This window comes from Duganella sp. Dugasp78 (assembly GCF_059491455.1).
In genome coordinates, this window is sequence record NZ_CP168506.1 from 990,031 (window position 1) to 1,011,885 (window position 21,855).

21 protein-coding genes are annotated in these 21,855 nt (G+C 64.1%); 7 read left to right on the forward strand and 14 right to left on the reverse strand.

All coding sequences use genetic code 11. The annotated features are described in order from the left end of the window. Positions 1–114: 114 nt before the first annotated feature. From ACEN9O_RS04420 to ACEN9O_RS04435, 4 genes are all read right to left on the reverse strand, one after another. Complete coding sequence (locus ACEN9O_RS04420; RefSeq protein WP_495616431.1) at positions 115–2,805, reverse strand: DNA topoisomerase III; 2,691 nt, start codon at positions 2,803–2,805, stop codon at positions 115–117. Positions 2,806–3,061: 256 nt separating this feature from the next. After that, complete coding sequence (locus ACEN9O_RS04425) at positions 3,062–3,526, reverse strand: Smg family protein (RefSeq protein ID WP_495616432.1); 465 nt, start codon at positions 3,524–3,526, stop codon at positions 3,062–3,064. A gap of 66 nt (positions 3,527–3,592) precedes the next feature. After that, complete coding sequence (dprA, locus tag ACEN9O_RS04430; RefSeq protein ID WP_495616433.1) at positions 3,593–4,726, reverse strand: DNA-processing protein DprA; 1,134 nt, start codon at positions 4,724–4,726, stop codon at positions 3,593–3,595. Between the two features lie 8 nt (positions 4,727–4,734). Beyond that, positions 4,735–5,844, reverse strand: a complete 1,110-nt coding sequence (locus ACEN9O_RS04435) for a LysM peptidoglycan-binding domain-containing protein (RefSeq protein ID WP_495616434.1) — start codon at positions 5,842–5,844, stop codon at positions 4,735–4,737. A gap of 257 nt (positions 5,845–6,101) precedes the next feature. Between ACEN9O_RS04435 and def the strand changes: the two genes are divergently transcribed. Both def and fmt read left to right on the forward strand, forming a co-directional pair. Next, entirely contained in the window at positions 6,102–6,644 is a 543-nt protein-coding gene (gene def / locus ACEN9O_RS04440; protein ID WP_116992290.1) for a peptide deformylase, read from the forward strand. An 18-nt stretch (positions 6,645–6,662) separates the two neighbouring features. Continuing rightward, positions 6,663–7,619, forward strand: coding sequence for a methionyl-tRNA formyltransferase (fmt, locus tag ACEN9O_RS04445; protein WP_495616435.1), 957 nt, complete (start codon positions 6,663–6,665; stop codon positions 7,617–7,619). 4 nt (positions 7,620–7,623) lie between these two features. Here fmt and ACEN9O_RS04450 read toward each other — a convergent pair whose 3' ends face one another. Beyond that, positions 7,624–8,586 carry a LysR substrate-binding domain-containing protein gene (locus tag ACEN9O_RS04450; RefSeq protein WP_495616436.1) on the reverse strand — a complete coding sequence of 321 codons (963 nt, stop codon included), beginning with the start codon at positions 8,584–8,586 and terminating at the stop codon, positions 7,624–7,626. A gap of 105 nt (positions 8,587–8,691) precedes the next feature. On the opposite strand from ACEN9O_RS04450, the gene ACEN9O_RS04455 reads away from it, so the two are divergent. Both ACEN9O_RS04455 and ACEN9O_RS04460 read left to right on the forward strand, forming a co-directional pair. After that, positions 8,692–9,513 carry a CmcJ/NvfI family oxidoreductase gene (locus tag ACEN9O_RS04455; protein WP_495616437.1) on the forward strand — a complete coding sequence of 274 codons (822 nt, stop codon included), beginning with the start codon at positions 8,692–8,694 and terminating at the stop codon, positions 9,511–9,513. A 2-nt stretch (positions 9,514–9,515) separates the two neighbouring features. Next, positions 9,516–10,124: a 2-hydroxychromene-2-carboxylate isomerase gene (locus tag ACEN9O_RS04460; protein ID WP_495616438.1), complete on the forward strand. Its 609-nt coding sequence runs from the start codon at positions 9,516–9,518 to the stop codon at positions 10,122–10,124. Here the strand turns inward: ACEN9O_RS04460 and ACEN9O_RS04465 are convergent. Then, complete coding sequence (locus ACEN9O_RS04465; protein WP_495616439.1) at positions 10,087–10,467, reverse strand: MerR family transcriptional regulator; 381 nt, start codon at positions 10,465–10,467, stop codon at positions 10,087–10,089. The two genes, ACEN9O_RS04460 and ACEN9O_RS04465, sit on opposite strands and share 38 nt — an antisense overlap. A 102-nt stretch (positions 10,468–10,569) precedes the next feature. On the opposite strand from ACEN9O_RS04465, the gene ACEN9O_RS04470 reads away from it, so the two are divergent. Further along, positions 10,570–11,208: an NAD(P)H-dependent oxidoreductase gene (locus ACEN9O_RS04470; protein ID WP_495616440.1), complete on the forward strand. Its 639-nt coding sequence runs from the start codon at positions 10,570–10,572 to the stop codon at positions 11,206–11,208. Positions 11,209–11,212: 4 nt separating this feature from the next. Here the strand turns inward: ACEN9O_RS04470 and ACEN9O_RS04475 are convergent, their stop codons facing one another. The 5 genes from ACEN9O_RS04475 to ACEN9O_RS04495 all read right to left on the reverse strand — a co-directional run bounded on the left by ACEN9O_RS04475 (position 11,213) and on the right by ACEN9O_RS04495 (position 14,074). Then, positions 11,213–12,136 carry a DUF2145 domain-containing protein gene (locus ACEN9O_RS04475; protein WP_495616441.1) on the reverse strand — a complete coding sequence of 308 codons (924 nt, stop codon included), beginning with the start codon at positions 12,134–12,136 and terminating at the stop codon, positions 11,213–11,215. After that, positions 12,133–12,591, reverse strand: coding sequence for a hypothetical protein (locus ACEN9O_RS04480; protein ID WP_495616442.1), 459 nt, complete (start codon positions 12,589–12,591; stop codon positions 12,133–12,135). Before ACEN9O_RS04480 ends, ACEN9O_RS04475 begins: the two co-directional genes overlap by 4 nt. A gap of 99 nt (positions 12,592–12,690) precedes the next feature. Then, positions 12,691–12,885 (reverse strand): BrnA antitoxin family protein, encoded by a 195-nt coding sequence (locus tag ACEN9O_RS04485; RefSeq protein WP_495616443.1) that lies wholly within the window; start codon positions 12,883–12,885, stop codon positions 12,691–12,693. Then, positions 12,869–13,141, reverse strand: coding sequence for a BrnT family toxin (locus ACEN9O_RS04490; protein ID WP_495616444.1), 273 nt, complete (start codon positions 13,139–13,141; stop codon positions 12,869–12,871). Before ACEN9O_RS04490 ends, ACEN9O_RS04485 begins: the two co-directional genes overlap by 17 nt. 99 nt (positions 13,142–13,240) lie before the next feature. Further along, positions 13,241–14,074 (reverse strand): glycosyltransferase, encoded by an 834-nt coding sequence (locus ACEN9O_RS04495; protein ID WP_495616445.1) that lies wholly within the window; start codon positions 14,072–14,074, stop codon positions 13,241–13,243. A 266-nt stretch (positions 14,075–14,340) separates the two neighbouring features. On the opposite strand from ACEN9O_RS04495, the gene metH reads away from it, so the two are divergent. Further along, positions 14,341–18,102 (forward strand): methionine synthase, encoded by a 3,762-nt coding sequence (gene metH, locus ACEN9O_RS04500; protein ID WP_495618425.1) that lies wholly within the window; start codon positions 14,341–14,343, stop codon positions 18,100–18,102. A gap of 1 nt (position 18,103) precedes the next feature. On the opposite strand, the gene ACEN9O_RS04505 is transcribed toward metH, so the two are convergent. Then, complete coding sequence (locus tag ACEN9O_RS04505; RefSeq protein WP_495616446.1) at positions 18,104–18,709, reverse strand: hypothetical protein; 606 nt, start codon at positions 18,707–18,709, stop codon at positions 18,104–18,106. Between the two features lie 250 nt (positions 18,710–18,959). On the opposite strand from ACEN9O_RS04505, the gene ACEN9O_RS04510 reads away from it, so the two are divergent. Beyond that, positions 18,960–19,319 (forward strand): PIN domain-containing protein, encoded by a 360-nt coding sequence (locus ACEN9O_RS04510; RefSeq protein ID WP_495616447.1) that lies wholly within the window; start codon positions 18,960–18,962, stop codon positions 19,317–19,319. A gap of 125 nt (positions 19,320–19,444) precedes the next feature. Here ACEN9O_RS04510 and ACEN9O_RS04515 read toward each other — a convergent pair whose 3' ends face one another. Both ACEN9O_RS04515 and ACEN9O_RS04520 read right to left on the reverse strand, forming a co-directional pair. Beyond that, positions 19,445–20,758 (reverse strand): ABC transporter permease, encoded by a 1,314-nt coding sequence (locus ACEN9O_RS04515; RefSeq protein ID WP_495616448.1) that lies wholly within the window; start codon positions 20,756–20,758, stop codon positions 19,445–19,447. 10 nt (positions 20,759–20,768) lie between these two features. Next, positions 20,769–21,710 carry an ABC transporter ATP-binding protein gene (locus tag ACEN9O_RS04520; RefSeq protein WP_495616449.1) on the reverse strand — a complete coding sequence of 314 codons (942 nt, stop codon included), beginning with the start codon at positions 21,708–21,710 and terminating at the stop codon, positions 20,769–20,771. Positions 21,711–21,855 lie beyond the last annotated feature (145 nt).

Genomic DNA, 21,855 nt, shown 5'->3' on the forward strand with positions numbered 1-21,855 from the left:
GCGGTAGCTTGCGGTTTATGGTCGAGCTCGTGTCCGAATGTCAGACTTGACCCCGGACGTTACGAAACAAAAACGGGACCCTCAAGGTCCCGTTTTTGTTGGTGCAGCTGAAGATTACTCAGCGGTGGCGGCAGCTTTTTTAGGTGCTGCTTTTTTGGCTGGCGCTTTCTTGGCCGCCGGCTTTTTGACCGCTGCAGCCTTGGCCGGAGCCTTGACTGCGGCCGCCTTCTTGGCCGGAGCTTTCTTCGCTGGCGCCGCGTCTTCGGCTGCACCGTCCGCGCCCTCGTCCGCTACCGCGGCCGCTTTGCCCTTGGCCGGAGCCTTGGCCTTGCGCTCTTCGAACTCGAAGCTGATCTTGCCGTCCTTGCCCTTCACCAGGAAGGCCTTGAACGGACGGCGCGTGCGCTGCGAGACAAAGCCCGGCAGCAGGTCGGTCTTGCCGTCGTTGAGCAGCTTGGCCATCTGCTCAGGCAGAATCTCCTGTTGCAGGATGATGCGGCCGCTGCGGAAATCGCAGGTCTTCGGTTTGGCGACGCTGTTTTCGCACACATACGCCAGACCCATCTCGTACACGCCGCCGGCGCACTTCGGACACGGGCCCAGCGCGGTCTGGCCGGTGAAGTCGACCGGCTCCGCGCCTTCCGCATCGTCGTTCTGACCGAAGTCGAACTCCAGCTTGAAGTTCTTGATCTCTTCGTCGCGCACGATGCGCAGGATGGCCGCGAACGGACGTCCCATCTTCGAGCGGAAACCTTGCAGCGGGCCGATGGTGCGGTCCTTCAGCAACTGCTCCACTTCCTCGATCTCGAACTGGCGGCTGCCCGGCGTTTTGCTCATCGAGAAATCGCACTTGGTGCAGGCGAAGCGGCGGTAGTTTTCCTTGACCACGCTGCCGCAGTTCGGGCACGGCGTGTGCAGCGTGTGGTAGTCGCCCGGGATCGTATCGTTGTCGTATTCCTTGGCGCGCTTGACGATGATCTGCGTCATCTGGGCGATTTCACGCATGAACTCGTCACGCGAGATCTTGCCCTTCTCCATTTGCGACAGCTTGTATTCCCACTCGCCGGTCAGCTCCGGCGCGGTCAGTTCGTTCACGCCCAGGCCGCGCAGCAGCGTCATCAGCTGGAACGCTTTCGCGGTCGGCATCAGTTCGCGCCCTTCGCGCAGCAGGTAGCGCTCGGTCAGCAGACCCTCGATGGTGGCGGCGCGCGTTGCTGGCGTGCCCAGGCCCTTGCCGGCCATCGCATCGCGCAGCTCGTCGTCCTCGACCAGCTTGCCCGCGCCTTCCATCGCCGACAGCAGCGTCGCCTCCGTGTAGCGTGCGGGCGGCTTGGTGACCAGGCCATTGGCGTTGACCGTGTCGGTCAGCACCTTCTCGCCCTTGGCCACCGGCACCAGGTTGCCGTTGGCGTTGCCTTCCTTGTCGTCGTCCGACGAGGCTTCCTTGCCGTAGATCGCCAGCCAGCCCGGATTGGTCATGACCTTGCCTTCAGTCTTGAACTGATGGCCGGACACTTCGGTGTAGCGGGTGGTGACCTGGAACTCGGCAGGCGGGAAGAACACGGCCATGAAACGGCGCGTGACCAGGTCGTACAGCTTCTGTTCCGGCTCGGACAAATTCTTCGGTGCGATGGTGGTCGGAATGATCGCGAAGTGATCCGAGATCTTGGTGTTGTCGAAGATGCGCTTGTTCGGCTTGACCCACTTCTTGTCCAGGATCTGCTTGGCGAACTGGTGGTAGTTCGGGTTTTCCTTGACCACTTCCAGCGCCTGCATCACGGTCGGCATGTAGTCTTCCGGCAGGTGGCGCGAATCGGTACGCGGGTAGGTCAGCACCTTGTGCTTTTCGTACAGCGCCTGCGCCAGGCCCAGCGTGTTCTTGGCCGAGAAGCCGAAGCGCGAGTTGGCCTCGCGCTGCAGGCTGGTCAGGTCGAACAGCGCGGGCGCCATCGACGTGGTCGGCTTGGCTTCCTCGGTGACGTTGCCCTGCTTGCCGCGCACCGCCAGCGCGATGGAGTCGGCCGCAGCCTTGCTCCACAGGCGCTCGGCGCGCTTCTCGGGGTCGGTTTCGTCCTTCTTGAACTTGGTGTCCAGCCAGCGGCCTTCGTAGACGCCGGCCGCGCAGACGAACTCGGCGCGCACTTCCCAGAAGTCGCGCGAGACGAATTTCTTGATCTTCTCTTCCCGCTCGACCACGATCGACAGGGTCGGCGTCTGCACGCGGCCCACGGTGGTCAGGTAGAAGCCGCCCTCTTTCGAGTTGAACGCGGTCATCGCGCGGGTGCCGTTGATGCCGATCAGCCAGTCCGCTTCCGAGCGGCAGCGAGCGGCGTCGGCCAGCGGCATCATGTCCTCGTCGCTGCGCAGGTGGGTGAAGCCTTCGCGGATCGCGCCGGGCGTCATCGATTGCAGCCACAGGCGCTTGACCGGTTGCTTGGCCTTGGCGTTCTGCGCGATCAAACGGAAAATCAACTCGCCTTCGCGGCCCGCGTCACATGCGTTGATCAGGGTGGTGACGTCTTTGCGCTTGATCAGCTTGTTGAGCACCTTGAGGCGCGCCTCGGTCTTGGCGATCGGGTTCAGCGCAAAGTACGGCGGGATCATCGGCAGGTGGGCGAAGCTCCATTTGCCGCGCTTGACGTCGTGCTCTTCCGGTACGGCGATTTCCAGCAGGTGGCCGACGGCGGAGGACAGCACGTACTCGTCGGATTCAAAGTACTCATCGTGCTTGGTAAAGCCGCCAAGCGTCTTCGCGATGTCGTTCGCGACAGAAGGCTTCTCGGCGATGATGAGGGTTTTGGTCATATTTTGTATCTCGTTTTTTAACACTTGGGATGGGTGCAGCATGCGCATCATACATGGATCGCGTCGCAGTCTGCACTTTTGCGATGCGGATGGCAAGCCCGAGGCGTCACAGTCTTGTCAAAGCGCCAATGATAAGCGCGTTGCCGGCCCGGCTGCAAGCAAACAGCGCCGTACAGCGGCAATGCAGCGTATCGCGCAGCCGAATGTTGCTCATTCGTTACTAAAGGGGAGGCGCAAACCGCTGCGGCGGTCTTTATTAGTGCAACAGGCGCGGCGCCTGGTCCTCGTCGGAACCGAACAGGTCGTCGAACATCAGCGCGTCCGGCTCCTTGCCTTGGCTCCAGAGCAACATCAGCACGATGACCTTGAGCTTGCCCAGCGACACGGGCGCCTCTTCCAGCGCCAGCGCGCGCTCGACGACGATTTCGCGCTGCAACGGCGACAGCACCTTGGCCGACTCCAGGAACTGGATGAAGCCGATGGCGGCCGGACCCAGCACATCCTGCTCTTCTTCCACGTAGAACCGGGTGCCGGTGGAGGCCGCGGTCAGGGTGTGCTCCACCTCGGCCATCGCGTTCAGGTCGTTCAACCAGACCAGCGCCTCGGAAATCTCGACATCGTCAAAACCGACAGCCGACAGTTTCTTGGCCAATGCCGCCGGTTCCGGGCAGGCATCGGGACGATAATAAGTCTCGTAGAGATAAACAAGGATGTCGAACATGGCTCTACTCTATCAGTTAAAACAGATCGGACACAAGTGCCGGACAGATGAGCTTTTTTCAGGCCGTCACGCGCGCAAACGCTGGAACATGCCACCCGGCAAACGCTCGACCAGGCCGGCCAGCTCCAGCGCCAGCAACTGCCCCTGCAAATCGGCGGCGGACTGGTTCAGGCGCACGGCCAGCAGGTCGGCCGCGGCCGGATGATCGCCCAGCGCCGCCAGCACACGGTCGACGAAAGTGTCGTCCAGCGGCGGCCGGCTGCCGGGCGCGCCGGGTGTCAGCAGCCGCAGGTCGGTCAGGATGTCGGCGGCCGATTCGACCAGCTTGGCGCCGTTCTCGCGGATCAGTGCATGGCAGCCCTTGGCCAGCGTGGCGTGGATGGAACCGGGTATGGCGTACAACTCCTTGCCCTGCTCCATCGCCAGCCGCGCGGTAATCAATGAACCGGACTTGGCGGCCGCCTCCACCACCAGCACCCCGCGCGCCAGCGCGCTGATGACGCGGTTACGGCACGGAAAGTTGTCGCGCAGCGGCGGCGTGCCCAGCGCGTATTCGCTGACGATGCAGCCCTCCTCGGCGATGCGCCGGGCCAGCGCGTTGTTGCGCGCCGGATAAATGCGGTCGGGGCCGGTGCCGATCACGGCGACGGTGCTGCCCGGCCCGTTCAGGCCGCCGGTGTGCGCGGCCGCGTCGATGCCCAGCGCCAGCCCGGAGACAATGGTCAGCCCGGCCTCGGACAAGGCCTGCGCCATGCGCTCGGCGGTCAGCATGCCCTGCGCGCTGGCGTTGCGCGCACCCACCACCGCCAGCGATGGCCGTTTCAGCAACTCGACCCGCCCTTTGACGTACAACAGCAACGGCGCGGCGGCGATGTGGCGCAGCGCTTCAGGATAATCGGCTTGGTCGCAACTCAGCAGGAAGTTGCCGGGCTGTTGCTGCCAGGCCAACGTGGCCTCGACCAGCGCGGCCAGCTGGTCGGGCGGCGCTTGCAGCAGCGCATCGGCCTGGGCGGGCTTGACCTCCTCCAGCAGCGCGCCGCGGCCGGCGCTGAAGATCGCCTCGGGCGTGACAAAGCGCTCCAGCAGCCGGTGCGCCGTCGCCAAGCCGACGCCGTCCGTCATCTGCAAGCGCAACCAACCGGCCAGCGCGGCGGCGCTGACTGGCTGGGAGGCTGCGGTAGGGGTATCCGTGGCTTGCACGGCGCGGCTCACTCCGGCGACTTGGCGACGTCGCCCACTTCCACCGGCGCCGACACCTGCATGATCAAGCCGTAGGAAATATGCTTAAACACGCGGAAGATAAACAAGCTGCCCACTTCCTCGTCCGGCAGCTTGACCTGCTGTTCGCGCATGCCCAGCCAGCTTTTCGCCGCCGTGCCGTCGCTGACAGTCTTCCCCGCATGGTACAACTGCAGCACGGAGCCAATGTCGAGTCCATCAAGCTTTCCGCGATTAATGCTGACAACCTGGTTCTGGCCGGCGTGCGTGACGCCGCCGTAAATCGCCACCACCCGCGCGCCGACTTTCTGCTCAGGCGGATGCGGCACGTAGTTTTGCATCGGCATCGGCGGAATCGCGCGCAGCTGGTCGCCCTTGCCCATCTCCTCCTTGGCGCTGGCCACCACAAAGGTGTGGATGTCGCTGCCGCCGCCGGGCTGGGCCTCGGTTTGCAATTTCAGCGTGCCGAGGTAAAACGCCTCGTAGCCGATGACGGCCTTGGTGACCGGATCTTTCAGCGGGTTGCCGGGACGGAACACCTGGAACGAGCTGCCGCCCTTGAGGTCGCCGCGCACATAGGCCTTGTCGTCCTTGCCCAGGAACACGTGGCCGTCCTGCGTGGCCACCACGCGCGGCGCGCCGGCCAGTTCGTCGTTTTCGATGATCAGCGGCTGAGTCAGGAAGGGTTCGATGACGCCGGCCGGGATCGACGTCACGGCGTCCTTGCCCAGGCCCTCGGTGCGCAGCTGCGGCTTCAGCCGCAGGTTGGAGGCGCTGCTGCTGCCGTCGTTGCTGACGTCGATCTTATTGCCCAGGCGCAGGCGGCCGGCGGCGCGGTCGAACCAGATGATCTGGCCCGGATAAATCCAGTGCGGATTGGCGATTTCCTCGCGGTTCATGCCCCAGACGGTGGGCCAGCACCAGGGGCGCTCAAGGAATTTACCGGAGATGTCCCACAGCGTATCGCCCTTGACCACCAGGTGCTGGTCCGGCGCATCGGCGCGAAACTCGCATTTCAGTGGATCGGCGGAAGCGGCGCTCAAGCCGGAAAAAAGAGCCGCTAATACTAAGCGGGTGCCGACTGTGCTAAAATTTTTCATTAGTAGATCCAGTAAATGCGCCATAAAGTGCGCAGGCACACGATAGCAAGAAGCGCCCCTTCAACGGAAAAGGCTTGCTAAATTGAATCAAATTCTGCCCATAAAACCCTGAACTAGCAAGCGAAACCGCGCAATGGCAGCCCGCGCGGTTGTTGCGTTTTTGATCGGGGAAATGACGGCGACGGCGCCATCGAGACGACGCGCGTTATCAAGGCACTCACTTAGTTTTCACTTCGTTATCAACACAGTCACAGCATATGGCCATCTTAAATATTTTGCGTTACCCCGATCCGCGTCTGCATAAAGTCGCCACGCCAGTCACCGTCTTCGACGCGAAACTGGAGCAACTGGTCGCCGACATGGCCGAGACCATGTACGAGGCGCCCGGCATCGGCCTGGCCGCGTCGCAGGTCGACGTGCACGAGCAGCTGGTCGTGATCGACATCTCCGAAACCAAGGACGCGCTGGTCGCCTACATCAATCCGGAAATCATCTGGGCCAGCGAAGAGAAGCAGGTCTACGACGAAGGCTGCCTGTCGGTGCCTGGCATCTACGACGGCGTCGAACGCCATGCCCAGATCAAGGTGCGCGCGCTGGACGTCAAGGGCCAGCCTTTCGAAGTGGAAGCCGACGGCCTGCTGGCGGTCTGCATCCAGCACGAAATGGATCACCTGCTGGGCAAGGTCTTCGTCGAATACCTGTCGCCGCTGAAGCGCAACCGCATCAAGGCCAAGCTCGTCAAGGAAGAGCGCGGCATGGCGCGCGAAGCCCAGCTGCGCGCCGCCGGCCGCCGTTTCTAAGCCGCATAGGGACAACGCATGAAAGTCATCTTCGCCGGCACGCCGGAATTTGCCGCCGTGGCGCTGCAAGCCTTGCACGAGGCGGGCTTCGAGATTCCGCTGGTGCTGACCCAGCCGGACCGCCCGGCCGGCCGCGGCATGCATCTGCAGCCATCGGCCGTCAAGCAGTACGCGCTGACGCAAGGCATCGAGGTGCTGCAGCCGCTGTCGCTGCGCACCGACAGCAAGGACCCGGTGCGCGCCGAGCAGGCGAAGGAAGCGCATGCGCGCCTGCTGTCCACGCCGTATGACGTGACGGTGGTGGCGGCCTACGGCCTGATCCTGCCGCGCGCCACGCTGGACATCAAGCCCTGCCTGAATATCCACGGTTCGCTGCTGCCGCGCTGGCGCGGCGCCGCGCCCATCCACCGCGCCATCGAAGCCGGCGACAGCGAGACCGGCATCACCATCATGGAAATGGAAGAAGGCCTGGACACCGGCCCGATGCTGCTGATCGAGCGCATCGCCATCGGCGAACAGGACACCACCGGCACGGTGCACGACAAGCTGGCCGCGCTGGGCGGCAAGATGATCGTCGAAGCGCTGCGCAAGATGCAGCACGGCCAGCTGGAAGCCGTGCCGCAGCCGGAAGCGGGTGTCAGCTACGCCGCCAAGATCAGCAAGGAAGAAGCGGCGCTGGACTTCACGCAATCGGCGCAGGAAATCAGCCGCAAGATCCGCGCCTTCAATCCCTTCCCCGGCGCGCATGCGGCGGTCAACGGCGTCAACGTCAAGCTGTGGGGCGCCGAAGTGCTGGAAGCCGACAGCAAGGTGCCGGCCGGCCAGGTGCTGGCGGCCGATGCGCAGCATGGCATCGTGGTCTCCTGCGGCAGCGGCTCGTTGCGCCTGACGGAACTGCAAAAGCCGGGCGGCAAACGCTTGCCGGCGGCGGAGTTCATCAAAGGCTTCCCGCTTGACGGCTTGAGCTTCGCCTGATGGTTTAGCTGGCGCCGGCGCGTGCTGCGGCCTTGCGCCGCGTCGCGCGTCCTGCTTTGAGCGGACCGCCGCTGCGGGCTGCCTCCTCCCGTATCCAATCCCGCACCACGACAGCATCCGCGCTGAGCGCGCTACGGGCGATCAGCCAGTACGCATAATCGCTGGCTGTCGGCGGCAGCGCGCTGGCCAGCGCCAGCTTGCCCTGCTCCAGCAAGGGCCGCACCAATTCCAGCCGGCCCAGCGCCACACCCTGCCCCGCCAATGCCGCCTGCACCACCTGATCGTACTGATTGAAACGCAGTACGCCCTTGGGCTTGACGCGCCCCGCACCCGCGCCGCGCAACCAGGCCGCCCATTGCAGCCAGGGACGCGAGACGTCGTCAAACTCCAGCAGCACCTGCTGGCGCAGCTGCGCCGGGTCTTCAATCGCCGCCACCGCCAACGCCGGATGCGCGACCGGCACCAGCGCCTCATCGAACAGCCGCAGCGCAGCTTCGGGCGCATCCTGCGGCCGGCAATAACGCAGCGACAGATCCACCTGCTCGCGCTCCAGGTCGACGAAGCGGTTGCTGGCCGCCACGCGCACATCGACCTGCGGCGCCGCCTGCTGGAAGGCATTCAGGCGAGGCAGTATCCACAAGGCCGTCACGCCGATACTGGCGCTGATCGTCACCGCCTGGCGCGCATCGCCCGGCCGCAGGCTGGCGACCACTTCGCCCAATTGCTCCAGCATCGCATCGGCATGCCGGAACAGCCGCCGCCCCTCGGCCGTGAACTCGATGGAACGATGGCCGCGCACCAGCACGCGATAGCCCAGCGAGGCCTCCAGCGCCTGTATCTGCCGGCTGAGGGCCGATTGGGTCACGCACATGTCCTGCGCCGCGAGCGTGATACTCATGCGCCGGCCGACTGCGACCAGGCTGCGCAGCAAGTCCAGCGGTGGAAGATCCAGAAGACGATTAGCCATGATATGAATGTATCACGCATGCGAATCCAGAATGCGAACGCGCCGCAGATATCGTTTGAGCGCGGCACGGCGATCGGATTCAATGGAGCTTTCAGGGAGGAAGCGATGACACGCACAACCAACGCCGCGCTGGAGTACCTGCGGCCGACAACGGACCGTCCATACACCTATATGTACCCGCCACCGGAGGGCCAGCCGTGGCAGAACGCCAGCTACGAGCAGGTGCCGGTGACCATACGCGACGCCCGCGCCGACACGCACCTGTCGCTGGACCGCGAAGGCTATCTGCTGCGCCACGCCCCCAGCGCCGTGCGCGACTTCACGGACAAGGAAGAAGTCGTGCGGCTCTACTACCCCGAAGTGGCGGAGCTGGCCCTGGCATTAACCGGCGCCAGCCAGGCCTTCGTATTCGACCACCTGGTGCGCAAACGCGTCCCTGGTAAGCCGCAGGCGTTCGGCCGCATCGAAGGCCAGCGCCCCGGCGCGGCCGGCCGCGTGCATTGCGACTTCACGCCGGCATCCGCGCGACGCCGGCTGGAACTGGAACTGCAAGGCGACACTGCATCCGTGCAGCGCTACAGCATCATTAACCTGTGGCGTTCAATCCGCCACCCGGTGCTCGACGCTCCCCTGGCCGTGTGCGACGCCCGCAGCGCCACGCCCGCCGACCTGGTGGCCAGCGATATTTTTTATCCCGACCGGAACGGCGAAATCTACCAGGCGGTGCACAATACGGATCACGCATGGTCGTACTTCCCGGCGATGACGCGCGACGAGGTGCTGGTATTCAAGCAGTTCGATTCCGCGCCCGGTCCGGTCGCCAGGTACACGCCGCACGCCGCCTTCGAACATGCCGACGCGCCGGCCGACGCACCGCTGCGGGAAAGCATAGAAATCCGCTGCCTGTTGATCTACAAGGGGAGATAAAAATGAAGATGGAATTCTGGTTCGACTTCGCCAGCAACTACAGCTACCTGAGCGTGATGCGCATCCGCCAGCTGGCGCCGGCAGGCGTGGTGTGGCGGCCCTTCCTGCTCGGCCCCATCTTCAAGGACGCCGGCTGGAACAACTCGCCCTTCGTGCTGCAGAAGGACAAAGGCGCCTACGTGTGGCAGGACATGCCGCGCCAATGCGCCAAGTACGGCCTGCCGTGGCGGCAGCCGACCACCTTCCCGCGCAACTCGCTGCTGGCCGCGCGCATCGGCATCCTGTGCGAGGAGCAGCCGTGGATGACCGACTTCTGCGAGCGCACCATGCTGGCCAACTTCGCCGAGGACCGCGACATCGGCAGCGAGCAATGCATGACGGAGATATTGTCCGCGCTGGGCCAGGATGCCGCCGCCATCTTGCGCGCCGCGCAAACAGACGAGAACAAGGCCAGGCTGCGCGATCGCACCGAACAGGCCAAGACCCGCCACATCTTCGGCGCCCCCACCTTCCTGGTCGGCGACGCCATGTTCTGGGGGAACGACCGGCTGGACGACGCGCTGGCGATGGCGCTCAGTTCACCGCAAAGTTCTTACGGCACGGCGAGCTGACGCTGTCGTCCTTCAGCAGCACGCGCAGCGCCAGCAGGTCGCTGTGCTGCTGCGCCAGCGCGGCCTGCTCCTCCTCAATCTCGCGCAAGCGGACCTCCGTCAGCGCCAGCGTCTTCACCTTCGAACACTGCCCGCTTTCCGTGAACATGCCGCGGATGATATCGAGCGAGAATCCCAACCGCTTCGAAGCCTGGATCATATGTAGGCGCTCGGTGGCATTGCTGGCGTACTCACGATAGCCGCTGGCGGTGCGCGAAATCGGCGACAGCAAGCCCTGCTCCTCATAAAACCGGATTGCGGAGGGGGTCAGGCCCGTTCTACGGGCCAGTTCACCTATTTTCATTTTTTGCCTTGACTCTCAAGTTAGCTTGAAACTTATTATAGATCGGTACTCCAGAGCTTGCTGGCTGGAGGCGCATTAACGATTTCACACTGGAGTTCACCCATGACCGATGTAATTGACAAGCTTAACTGGCGCTACGCCACCAAGAAGTTCGATCCCGCAAAACAGGTGGCCGACGAAAAACTGGAGCGCATCCTGGAGGCGATCCGCCTAGCGCCGACCTCCAGCGGCCTGCAACCGTTCGAAGTCTTCGTCGTCACCAACCCGGACCTCCGCGCCAAGATCCAGGCAGTGGGCTGGAACCAGGCGCAGATCACCGAGAGCTCGCACCTGCTGGTGTTCGCGGCGTGGGACGACATCACCGCCGACCGCGTCAACATGATGTTCGACCTGACCAACGAGCAGCGCGGCTTCATCAACGAAGGCTGGGAAGCCTATCGCAAGCAGCTGCTGGGCATTGTGGCCGCGCGTGGCACGCAGGGGAATTTCGATTCGGCCGCGCGCCAGGCGTACATCGCGCTGGGCGTGGCGATGGTGGCCGCCGCGTTTGAAGGCGTCGACGCCACGCCGATGGAAGGCTTCGATCCGGCCGCCGTCGACGAGATCCTGTCGCTGAAGGAGCGCAAGCTGCGCAGCGTGGTGATGCTGCCGATCGGCTACCGCCAGCCGGAAGGCGACTGGCTGGTCAACCTCAAGAAGGTGCGCCGTTCGCGTCCGAACCTGATCACCGAAGTCGCCTAGTTCACTAGTCCCGCAGCGACACCACACGGTCGCCCTCGCCCGGCTTGCAGCCAGCGGCGATGGGCGTCCAGCCGCGATGGATGACGATACGCTCATCGTCGTGGCACAGCTCGACGCGCTCGCTGGCCGGATAGCGCTGCTGCGCAAACGCCTCCACCGTGGACGGCAGGCTGATACGCAGCTGCATGGCCGAGCGGTCCTCGTCCGGGTGATCGTCCAGATGCAGCAGCGGCACGAAGCGCGACGCCAGCATCAGGAAGCGCGAGCCTACCTGCACCGGCTGCGGCGTATAACGCTCATCGCGCAGCCAGGTTTGCGCGCGGGCGCGCAAGTCGTCGCCGTCGGGCAGATCGCCCCAGCCGGCGGCCAGCATCTCCATCACCCACTGATTGCAATTCTGGTAGCGCACGCTGAACGCGTAGGCACTGGCGCTGTACTGCGACGCCAGCAGATGCTGCACGCGCGGTCCGTCCAGCAGCGCCGGACGCAGCGCGGCGATCGCCTCGGCCGGCAGGCGCACCACGGAGATATAACCCAGCGCCGGATCGTCGGTGCCGAGCGCGAAGCCGGCCAGGCCTTGGTCGAAGATGCGGGGACGGCTTTCATCGCAGGCATAGTACAGCTGGCGCGCGGACCAGGCGCCAGCCTCCGAGCGCCACGCCAGCGCCGCATGCGAATAACGGATATCGAAGCGCGACAAGTCCAGGCCCGAACGGCTGACCAGCGCCACGCCATCGTCGACGCCGGCCAGTTCCTCGCGCAGCACGGCGGCAAAGCGCAGCAGGCGGTCCTGCTCGGCGGCGGAGAGCGGCTGGCCGCGATCGCAGAAGCGCGAAGCACCGGACGAGCCGCCGGCTTGCGCCGCCCCGGCCCCGGCCAGCGCGGCGCAGGTCAACGCGGCCAGCGCCAGCGCGCGGGCTGGCCTCAAAGGCTGACGGGACGCGAGGCCAGCTCGCCGTACCACTCGTCGGCCAGCACCAGGTAGAACGGTTGATGCGTATCGCCGCGACCGAACTCGATGCCGTAGACGCGGTTCTGCGCATACATCGCGTCGCCGACGGCCAGCTGCTGCTTGTCGAAGGTGGTCTGCGGCAGATCGAGCACGATGCGCTGTGCAGGATCGTTGGCCTGCATGGTGATGCGGGTGCGGTCGGCACGCTCCGGCGTGGCGGCGATCTGGATGATGCGATACTCGCCGTCGGCGACTTTGCGCTTGTCGCCGCCCGAGCTGTTGCTCGAACCGTTGAGCGAATCCGAAATGCTGCCGCTGGACGCGGAGCCGGCGCTGGAGGCGGAGGAAACGAAACTGTCAGCGTGCGCCGTCAGCGAAACGGCCAGCGCGCCGGCCACAGCGATCAGGCGGCATGAAGAGGTAATGGACATCGGAACTTCCTTAATTTTTTCAATCAGGGAAGTATAGGATCTTTCCGGCCGCAAAACATCAGGAAGCTGAGGCGGATTACACAATGTTTCACTTTGTTGCTACTTGCCCATATGGCTACGCAAGAGTAGATTGATCCGCTGCTGAAAATCCGGCCCCTTGCTCTTAAACCACTCATAGATATCGTGATCCAAAAGTATGGTGTCTTTCTGAGTCAGCGGTTCCCGCATCTTGGCGTTCTTGAAGAACTCGTCATCAAGTTCAGGGATGTCGCTGAAATCAATAGCCTCGTTCATATTTCTTCTCCTCGGACGGCGAAGACCTTCTAGCCGAGATAATTCTGACGGTGTCGCCGCCCCGCTCTGTAAAAACAACTGTCAGCATTCGAACGCCGCTAAGGCCGATAGCAATATAACGATCTTCTTCATGCCCGGCATTGGGATCGAAATAGGTCAACGTTGGGCGCTCAAAGATAGCTGATGCTTCTTCGAAGCTGACCCCGTGTTTCCTAATGTTCCGCTGATTTTTGCCCTCGTCCCATTCATAGAGCATATCCGCTCCATCACAGTATAGAACGCGCCGCTGCAAGGCGCTCACCGAAGTGTGCGCGTGGCTACGGAGAGATCACTTGCGATGGATCAGCCTCACGGCTCAGATAACCTGGGCAAAACTCGTGCAAATCCGCGACTCGCGCGGCAGCACCAGGCGGCCGTGCCGCACTTGCCGGTTCCAGTCGTGGTTGTCGCGCTCTTTGTCGGCGCAGTAGTAGCTGCGGTCATGGTCCAGGTGCAGGCTGACCAGCGTATGCCTTGCCCGCACGCCGCGCACACCGATGTTATTCAAGCGCAGTCCCATGTTCAGGTCCCCGCCGCCGTATGCCATCTGCTCGTCGAAGCCGCCCACGGCCAGCACGTCGTCACGCCAGGCGCAGCTGTTGGAGCCGCTGAAGGCATTGCGCTGCGTGAGCAGGTCCAGCGCGCGCGCCAGCCAGCGGTTGCGGGTGAGCCGGTTGGCGCTCTTGCAAAAGCCCGGTATCGCACTCAGGTAGCGATAGTCGAATAAACTCTGGTCGCGCACCGCCTCCAGCAGGTCATGCCGCAGGTGATAGGCCTGCGGGATGCTGACATGGCTGCCGCCCGACAGGAACATCCCGCGCCGCATCAGCCGCAGGTAGTTGGCCACGTAGTCGTCGCGCGGTATGCAGTCGCCGTCGGTGAACAGCAACAGGTCGCCGCTGGCGGCCAGGATGGCGCGGTTCAGCGCGGGGTACTTGCCGAAGCCGCGCTGCTCCTGGTTCTGGTACAGCAGCGGGATGGTCCAGCCGCGCCGCCGCACCGCCTCCAGCGCGGCGCCGATCGCCGGATCGCGCCCGTCCTGGGCAATGATGACCTGATCGGGCTTGCGGGTCTGCATGGCGTAGCCGGTCAGCACGTATTCCAGCTCGCGGCCTTTGCAGTGCGCGGAAATGATGACGGAGATTTTCATCGTGGCGCGTAGTGAATAAAGGAAACCTTATTCTCCCGACACCATGTTGCAGGCGAATTGCGCACTGTAGCGCTAGAGTATCGTTGTGTGTCGTAAAGCTGCGTGATGAAAAAAACAGGCAAATTTGGCAGATTGTTGCTGCGGCGCGGCAGTCTGCTGAAGCAAGTTCCGTGATGCCGTATAATTTTAGACCGCCAGCAACTCCCGGCGCGCTCGCCCACGACCACAGAAAGTAACAAATGAATAACAACGTGTCCCGCCCCGTCATGTCCAAGACCGATGCCCAGCTGCGCGAGATCCTGGCGCGCCGCATCATGATCCTCGACGGCGCGATGGGCACCATCATCCAGCAGTACAAGCTCGATGAAACCGCCTACCGCGGCGGCCCCAACGGCCGGTTCATCGACTTCGCGGCGCCCGCAGATAGCGGCGCGCGTGAGCTGTTCGTCAAGGGTAACAACGAGCTGCTGACGCTGACCCAGCCGCAGGTGATCCAGGAGATCCACGAGCGCTACCTGGCCGGCGGCGCCGACCTGATCGAGACCAACACCTTCGGCGCCACCACCATCGCCCAGGACGACTACCACATGGGCCATCTGGCCTACGAGATGAACGTGCAGGCAGCCAAGCTGGCGCGCGCGGCCTGCGACAAGTACAGCAGCGCCGACAAGCCGCGCTTCGTCGCCGGCGCGCTCGGACCGACGCCCAAGACCGCGTCGATCTCGCCGGACGTCAACGACCCGGCCGCCCGCAACATCACCTTCGACCAGCTGGTCGAGGCCTACCACCAGCAGACCAAGGGCCTGATCGAAGGCGGCGTCGACGTGCTGCTGGTCGAAACCATCTTCGACACCCTGAACTGCAAGGCCGCGCTGTTCGCGATCGACAAGTTCTACGCAGAAAACCCGGAGGTGCCGCGCCTGCCGCTGATGATCTCCGGCACCGTGACCGACGCCTCCGGCCGCATCCTGTCCGGCCAGACCGTGCCGGCGTTCTGGAACTCGGTACGCCATGCCAAGCCGCTGACCATCGGCCTCAATTGCGCGCTGGGCGCGGCACTGATGCGCCCCTACGCCGAAGAGCTGTCGCAGATCGCCGACACCCACGTCTGCATCTACCCCAACGCCGGCCTGCCCAACCCGATGAGCGACACCGGCTTCGACGAGCTGCCGGCCGATACGTCCGCGCTGCTGAAGGAGTTCGCCGAGGTGGGCTTCATCAACGTCGCCGGCGGCTGCTGCGGCACCACGCCGGACCACATCAAGGCCATCGGCGAAATCCTCGCCAAGGTCCCGCCGCGCACCGTGCCGCATGTGCCGGTGGCGCAGCGCCTGTCCGGCCTGGAGCCGTTCACCATCGACGACGACTCGCTGTTCGTCAACGTGGGCGAGCGCACCAACGTCACCGGCTCCAAGGCCTTCGCGCGCATGATCCTCAACGAGCAGTACGACGAGGCGCTCAGCGTGGCGCGCCAGCAGGTGGAAAACGGCGCCCAGGTCATCGACATCAACATGGACGAGGCGATGCTCGATTCGCAGGCGGCCATGACGCGCTTCCTGAACCTGATCGCCTCCGAGCCGGACATCTCGCGCGTGCCCATCATGATCGACTCGTCGAAATGGTCGGTGATCGAGGCGGGCCTGAAGTGCGTGCAGGGCAAGTCCATCGTCAACTCGATCTCGATGAAGGAAGGCGAGGAGGAATTCATCCGCCAGGCCAAGCTGTGCCTGAGCTACGGCGCCGCCGTCATCGTCATGGCCTTCGACGAAAAAGGCCAGGCCGACACCTTCGAGCGCAAGATCGAAATCTGCGAGCGCGCCTACAAGCTGCTGGTGAACACGGTCGGCTTCCCGCCGGAAGACATCATCTTCGACCCGAACATCTTCGCCATCGCCACCGGCATCGAAGAGCACAACAACTACGCGGTGGACTTCATCAACGCCACCCGCTGGATCAAGGACAACCTGCCGCACGCGAAGATCTCGGGCGGCGTGTCCAACGTGTCGTTCTCCTTCCGCGGCAACGACCCGGCGCGCGAGGCGATCCACACCGTGTTCCTGTACCACGCCATCAAGGCCGGCATGACCATGGGTATCGTCAACGCCGGCATGGTGGGCGTGTACGACGACCTGTCGGCCGAGCTGCGCGAGCGCGTCGAGGACGTGGTGCTGAACCGCCGCGAGGACGCCACCGAACGCATGATCGACATCGCCGGCACCCTGAAGGCCGGCGCCGGCAAGCAGGATGCGCAGAACCTGGAATGGCGCAACGCGCCGGTCGAGAAGCGCCTGGCGCACGCGCTGGTGCACGGCATCACCCAGTTCATCACCGACGACACCGAAGAGATGCGCCAGCAGGTGCTGGCCGCCAACGGCCGTCCTATCCACGTGATCGAAGGCCCACTGATGGACGGCATGAACATCGTCGGCGACCTGTTCGGACAGGGCAAGATGTTCCTGCCGCAGGTGGTCAAGTCGGCGCGCGTGATGAAGCAGGCCGTGGCCCACCTGATCCCCTACATCGAGGAAGAGAAGAAGGCCGAGGAAGCGCGCACCGGCATCGTCGCCAAGCCGAAGGGCAAGATCGTCATCGCCACCGTCAAGGGCGACGTGCACGACATCGGCAAGAACATCGTCTCGGTGGTCCTGCAGTGTAATAACTTCGAAGTGGTGAACATGGGCGTGATGGTGCCCTGCTCCGAGATCCTGGCGCGCGCCAAGCTGGAAAACGCCGACATCATCGGCCTGTCCGGACTGATCACGCCGTCGCTGGAAGAGATGGCCCACGTGGCCAAGGAAATGCAGCGCGACGAACACTTCCGCATGATGAAGGTCCCGCTGCTGATCGGCGGCGCCACCACCAGCCGCGCCCACACCGCCGTCAAGATCGCCCACAACTACGAGGGCCCGGTGGTGTACGTGCCGGACGCCTCGCGTTCGGTGTCGGTGGCGCAGTCGCTGCTCACGCCCGAGAGCCGCCAGCAGTACATCGACGAGATCGAGCAGGACTACGTGCGCATCCGCGAACAGCACGCCAACAAGAAGGCGCTGCCGATGCTGTCGCTGAAGGATGCGCGCGCCAACAAGATGAAGTTGTCGTTCGCGCCGGTCAAGCCGAAGTTCATCGGCCGCCGCGAGTTCAAGAACGTCGACCTGGCCGCCATCGCCAAGTACATCGACTGGGGCCCGTTCTTCCAGACCTGGGACCTGGCCGGTCCCTTCCCCGCCATCCTGACCGATGAAGTGGTGGGCGAAGCGGCCAGCAAGGTGTACGCCGAGGGCCAGGCGCTGCTGAAGAAGCTGATCGACGGCCGCTGGCTGACCGCCAACGGCGTGGTCTCCCTGCTGCCGGCCAACACGGTCAACGACGACGACATCGAGATCTACACCGACGACACCCGCAGCACCGTCGACTTCACCTACTACGGCCTGCGCCAGCAAGGCGTCAAACCGGTGGTGGACGGCGTGCAGCGCCCGAACCAGTGCCTGGCCGACTTCATCGCGCCGAAAGAATCGGGTATCAAGGACTACATCGGCATGTTCGCCGTGACGGCCGGCCTGGGCATCGAGAAGTACGAGCAGCGCTTCGAGGACGCGCACGACGACTACTCGTCGATCATGCTCAAGTCCCTGGCCGACCGCCTGGCCGAAGCCTTCGCCGAATACCTGCACGAGCGCGTGCGCACCGACCTGTGGGGCTATGCCGCCGGCGAGGCGCTGAGCAACGACGACATGATCGCCGAGAAGTATGTCGGTATCCGTCCGGCGCCGGGTTACCCGGCCTGCCCGGAACACACCGTCAAGCGCGAGATGTTCAACACCATGCAGGCCGAAGACATCGGCATGGTGCTGACCGAATCGTTTGCGATGTACCCGGGAGCCGCGGTGTCGGGCTTCTACTTTGCGCACCCGGAATCGAAGTACTTCGTGGTCGGGAAGATCGGCGAGGACCAGTTGAATGACATGGCCGCGCGCCGTCAGGTGGACAAGGCCGACATGGAGCGCTGGCTAGCCCCCAACCTGTCCTGATCTACAGCGCGGCCATCACCACGGTGGCCGGCGTGATCACGTCCGGCGCCTTCGGCGCCAGCAGCGTGGACTGCGGCGGCAGGCTGGCCTGGAACAGCTTCAGGGCCTCCGCCGTCAACGCCACAAAGGCGTTCTGATGGGCCAGCAACTGCTGCGTCATCCACTGCCAGCCTTCGTCGGTTTCAAGCAGCCATACCGTGCCGTCCGGGAAGGCATCCGGTATCGCGTCAGGCCGCGCCCGCACCACGATGCTGCTTTGCGGTCCCCATAAAAAATCCGGCGGCAGCTCGCGCTGCCAGCCGTAGCCGTTCTTGACCGCGTAAGTGTGGTTGTGGCGAAAGGTCAGGTCGACCACCTCGCGCTCGCCGATCAGGTCGTCGGCCGATTCGATCCAGCAGTGATACGCCCCGCCGGCCGGATTGGCGAAGGCGTCGTTGTCCATCATGCGCATCAGCTGGCCACCGCCGCAATCGACCGCGGCCAGGCCCGCCACCGGCCGGTACACCCGGTCCAGCACGATGCTGATCAGGTTGGAGCCGACAATGGCGTAGACATGGCACAGCGAACAATATTGTTCAGGATAGTACTGGCGGATCACTTGGTTCACGCAATGCGCGATCAGGGCCCTGGCAGATAGCGCCATTAAAAAGCTCACGAAACGATTTGTATCCTTATGTATCGGATTGTTTCGTGGAAACTTTAGCTGCCATCCTGTCGGAGCCGGGTGTAACGCCTACCGGGCGTGGTCGCCGCGCAAGTGCTTGATTTTCTTCAAATGGCACACATGCCTATGTATAGATGATACTGTATTGTCCATAGCGATATGGCATTGAATACCAGGATCAGATACGCAAAGCATGGTAATCGACAATCCAGTCATCATCGACACCAACATATGGATTGATGCGTTGGCCGGGGTTCCAGACGCAAAGTACGTGCTTGACAGCTACATCGACATTGCCATGAGTGCCATCACCTATGCTGAAGTCGCCTCTGGCTGCGAGCCCGCCGAACTGGCGGCGGCGTTCAGCAAAAACCCAGTCACTGGCTACGGGCGTGGCAAAAAGCGCCTACCCGACTCGATTATCGCCGCGACGGCATTCGTGACCGGTCGGACGGTACTCACCCGCAACGCGCTCGAGCGGGAAAAAGAGCAAGCACTGGGTCTCGACCCCGGTCGCCAAATAGGCCTCCGCGTCCTAATGCCGTTCAGTTAAGGGTGGTCGTTCCCGCGAAAGCGGGAACCCATGCGGAGCTTGTCTCGCAGGCGCCGTATGGATTCCCGCTTTCGCGGGAATGACGGCGGGCGACTCAAGCTTAACTGAACGGTATTACGCGTCCACTATTTTTGGTCGCGAAGGAACTTCCAGCCGGCGATGCCGCCGAACACGACAGCAAAGCCCAGTTGCACCGCGATCGGCGCGAGCGCGCCGTCCAGGCCCAGGCCGCGCCAGGTGACGGCGTCGAAGCCGTCCACCGCCCAGCGCGTCGGCACCACCAGCGTGACACGCTGCATCCACTCCGGGAAGACGAAGGACGGCACCCAGGCGCCGCCCAGCATCACCATGATCAGCGTGGCGAAGGTGGCGATGCCGCGCGCCGCTTCCGGCGTCTTGCCGAAGGCTGCCACCAGCAGGCCGAAGGCCGCCGTCATCAGCGCGAAGCTGGCCGCCATGCCGAGGAAGCCGGCCGGGCTGCTGATCTGCACCTTGAAGATCAGCATGGCGCACGCGAACATCGCACACATCAGGCCCATGGCGATCAGGGCGCCGGAAATGGCGCGGCCCAGCAGCACGGTGGTCAGCGAGACCGGCGCCGCCAGCAGGCGGTTCCAGATGCCCATGCGGCGCGCCAGCAGGATGCCGATGCCCATGTCGATCCCCATGAACAGGATGAACTGCACGCCCATGCCGGCAAACGAATGCGCATAGCCGTTGTACCTGGGACCGCTGCTGAGCGCCTGGTCCTGCGTGGTGTAAGGCATGCTCATGCCGACCGGCGCGTCGGCCGGCGCCGGCTTGCCGCCAGCCTTGGCGGCGGCTTCCTTCCCGGCGTCGACGGCGGCGCGCTGGTCCTGGTATTTCTTCAGGCTGGTGAGGAACTCGCTCAGTTGCGCCGCCTCGGGATTCTTGCCGACCTGGTCGCGCAGTTGGGCCAGCTGTTTTTCCGTGGTCTTGTTACCCCTGGGGCTCATGGCCGCGGCGCTGGTCACCTGCATCACCTGCTGCGTCAGCAAGCCCTTCACCATCGCCAGCATGGTCGATTGCGACGGGTCGTAGTAGACCGGCAGCTGCGGCTTGTCGTGGCCGCTGAACAGCGCGTCGGCGGCGCGCTCGCCGAAGCCGGCGGGGATCACCACCGCCACCGACAGCTTGCCGGCGCGGACCTTGGCCTGCGCCTCGGCGTCGCTCAGCTCGATGATCTTGAGCGTGCTGTCGGCTTTCAGCCCGGCGGCGATTTTCCGGCCGCTATCGGACTGGTCCTGCAGCACCAGGCCAACCTCGATCTTGCTGGTCCTGGCTTCCGAGCCGCCGCCGAACAGCGAGCCGAAGAAGGCCGCCAGCACCACCGGCATCAGCAGGTGCAGCATCAGCGCGCGCTTGTCGTTGAGATAGAGGATCAGGTCCTTGCGGACCAGGGCGATCAAGGCAATCATAGGGTTCCTATCAGTCGCGCAGGCTGCGGCCGGTCAGGTTGAGGAAGATGTTTTCCAGCGAGGTCTTGGCGGTGGCGAAGTGCAGCAGCGCCACATCCTGCGCGGCCAGCCAGGCCAACGCGGCCGGCGCGTGGGAGGCGTCGGCCAGGCCGATGTCGAGCGCGTTGCCGTCGCTCTGCACGCCGGTCACGCCGGGCAGCGTCTGCACGCCGGCCAGCAGCGCGGCCGACGGCGCGGCCGCCAGCTCGGCGTGCAAGGCGGCCTGCGCCGGCAGACGCCGGTACAGCGCGGCTGGCGTTTCGTCGGCCAGCACCTTGCCGTGGTCGATGATGACGATGTGGTCGGCCAGGCGCTCGACCTCCTCCATATAGTGGCTGGTGTAGATCAGCGAACGGCCCTGCGTCTTCAATGCTTCGAGCGTATCGAAGATGGCGTTGCGGCTTTGCGGGTCGACGCCGACGGTGGGTTCGTCGAGGATCAACAGCTGCGGATCGTGCAGCAGCGCGGCGGCGATGTTCAGGCGCCGCTTCATGCCGCCGGAATAGGTGGACGGCTTGTCGTTGGCGCGGTCGGCCAGGTTGACCAGCGCCAGCGCCTGCTCGCAGCGCTGCTTCAACAGCGCGCCCTTGAGGCCGTACAGCGCACCGAACAGCTTGAGGTTTTCCAGCGACGACAGGTCCTCGTACAGCGCCAGGTCCTGCGGCACAAAGCCGATCTTGCGCTTGGCCTCGCTGGAGCCCTGGCCGATGGCCGCGCCGTCCATGACGATGCTGCCGCTGTCGGCGCTGAGCACGCCGCAGATCATGCCGACCGTGGTGGACTTGCCGGCGCCGTTGGGGCCGATCAGGCCGACGGTCTGGCCCTGCTGCACCTGGAACGACACGCCGTCCACCGCCTTGCGCGCGCCGTAGGATTTGGAGACCTGATTCACGCTGAGTAAAACCGACGCCATACGCCATCCCGTCATGTGTTTTCGATAAGCGGCAAGCATAGCGGGCTCATGCCTGAATGGCAAGACCATGGCGATGGGCGTGAACTTTTGCGTTGTTGCGCGGCCTAAGGGTGATGGTCGCCATCCGGCGGCATGATGACTAATG

Coding starts and splice junctions, on each gene's coding strand:
- ACEN9O_RS04425 (WP_495616432.1), bottom strand. CDS start 3,526: ATGTTCGACATCCTTGTTTATCTCTACGAGACTTATTATCGTCCCGAT.
- ACEN9O_RS04515 (WP_495616448.1), bottom strand. CDS start 20,758: ATGATTGCCTTGATCGCCCTGGTCCGCAAGGACCTGATCCTCTATCTC.
- ACEN9O_RS04480 (WP_495616442.1), bottom strand. CDS start 12,591: ATGTCCATTACCTCTTCATGCCGCCTGATCGCTGTGGCCGGCGCGCTG.
- ACEN9O_RS04510 (WP_495616447.1), top strand. CDS start 18,960: ATGGTAATCGACAATCCAGTCATCATCGACACCAACATATGGATTGAT.
- ACEN9O_RS04460 (WP_495616438.1), top strand. CDS start 9,516: ATGAAGATGGAATTCTGGTTCGACTTCGCCAGCAACTACAGCTACCTG.
- ACEN9O_RS04420 (WP_495616431.1), bottom strand. CDS start 2,805: ATGACCAAAACCCTCATCATCGCCGAGAAGCCTTCTGTCGCGAACGAC.
- ACEN9O_RS04450 (WP_495616436.1), bottom strand. CDS start 8,586: ATGGCTAATCGTCTTCTGGATCTTCCACCGCTGGACTTGCTGCGCAGC.
- metH (WP_495618425.1), top strand. CDS start 14,341: ATGTCCAAGACCGATGCCCAGCTGCGCGAGATCCTGGCGCGCCGCATC.
- ACEN9O_RS04455 (WP_495616437.1), top strand. CDS start 8,692: ATGACACGCACAACCAACGCCGCGCTGGAGTACCTGCGGCCGACAACG.
- ACEN9O_RS04470 (WP_495616440.1), top strand. CDS start 10,570: ATGACCGATGTAATTGACAAGCTTAACTGGCGCTACGCCACCAAGAAG.
- ACEN9O_RS04490 (WP_495616444.1), bottom strand. CDS start 13,141: ATGCTCTATGAATGGGACGAGGGCAAAAATCAGCGGAACATTAGGAAA.
- def (WP_116992290.1), top strand. CDS start 6,102: ATGGCCATCTTAAATATTTTGCGTTACCCCGATCCGCGTCTGCATAAA.
- ACEN9O_RS04485 (WP_495616443.1), bottom strand. CDS start 12,885: ATGAACGAGGCTATTGATTTCAGCGACATCCCTGAACTTGATGACGAG.
- ACEN9O_RS04465 (WP_495616439.1), bottom strand. CDS start 10,467: ATGAAAATAGGTGAACTGGCCCGTAGAACGGGCCTGACCCCCTCCGCA.
- ACEN9O_RS04435 (WP_495616434.1), bottom strand. CDS start 5,844: ATGAAAAATTTTAGCACAGTCGGCACCCGCTTAGTATTAGCGGCTCTT.
- ACEN9O_RS04495 (WP_495616445.1), bottom strand. CDS start 14,074: ATGAAAATCTCCGTCATCATTTCCGCGCACTGCAAAGGCCGCGAGCTG.
- ACEN9O_RS04520 (WP_495616449.1), bottom strand. CDS start 21,710: ATGGCGTCGGTTTTACTCAGCGTGAATCAGGTCTCCAAATCCTACGGC.
- fmt (WP_495616435.1), top strand. CDS start 6,663: ATGAAAGTCATCTTCGCCGGCACGCCGGAATTTGCCGCCGTGGCGCTG.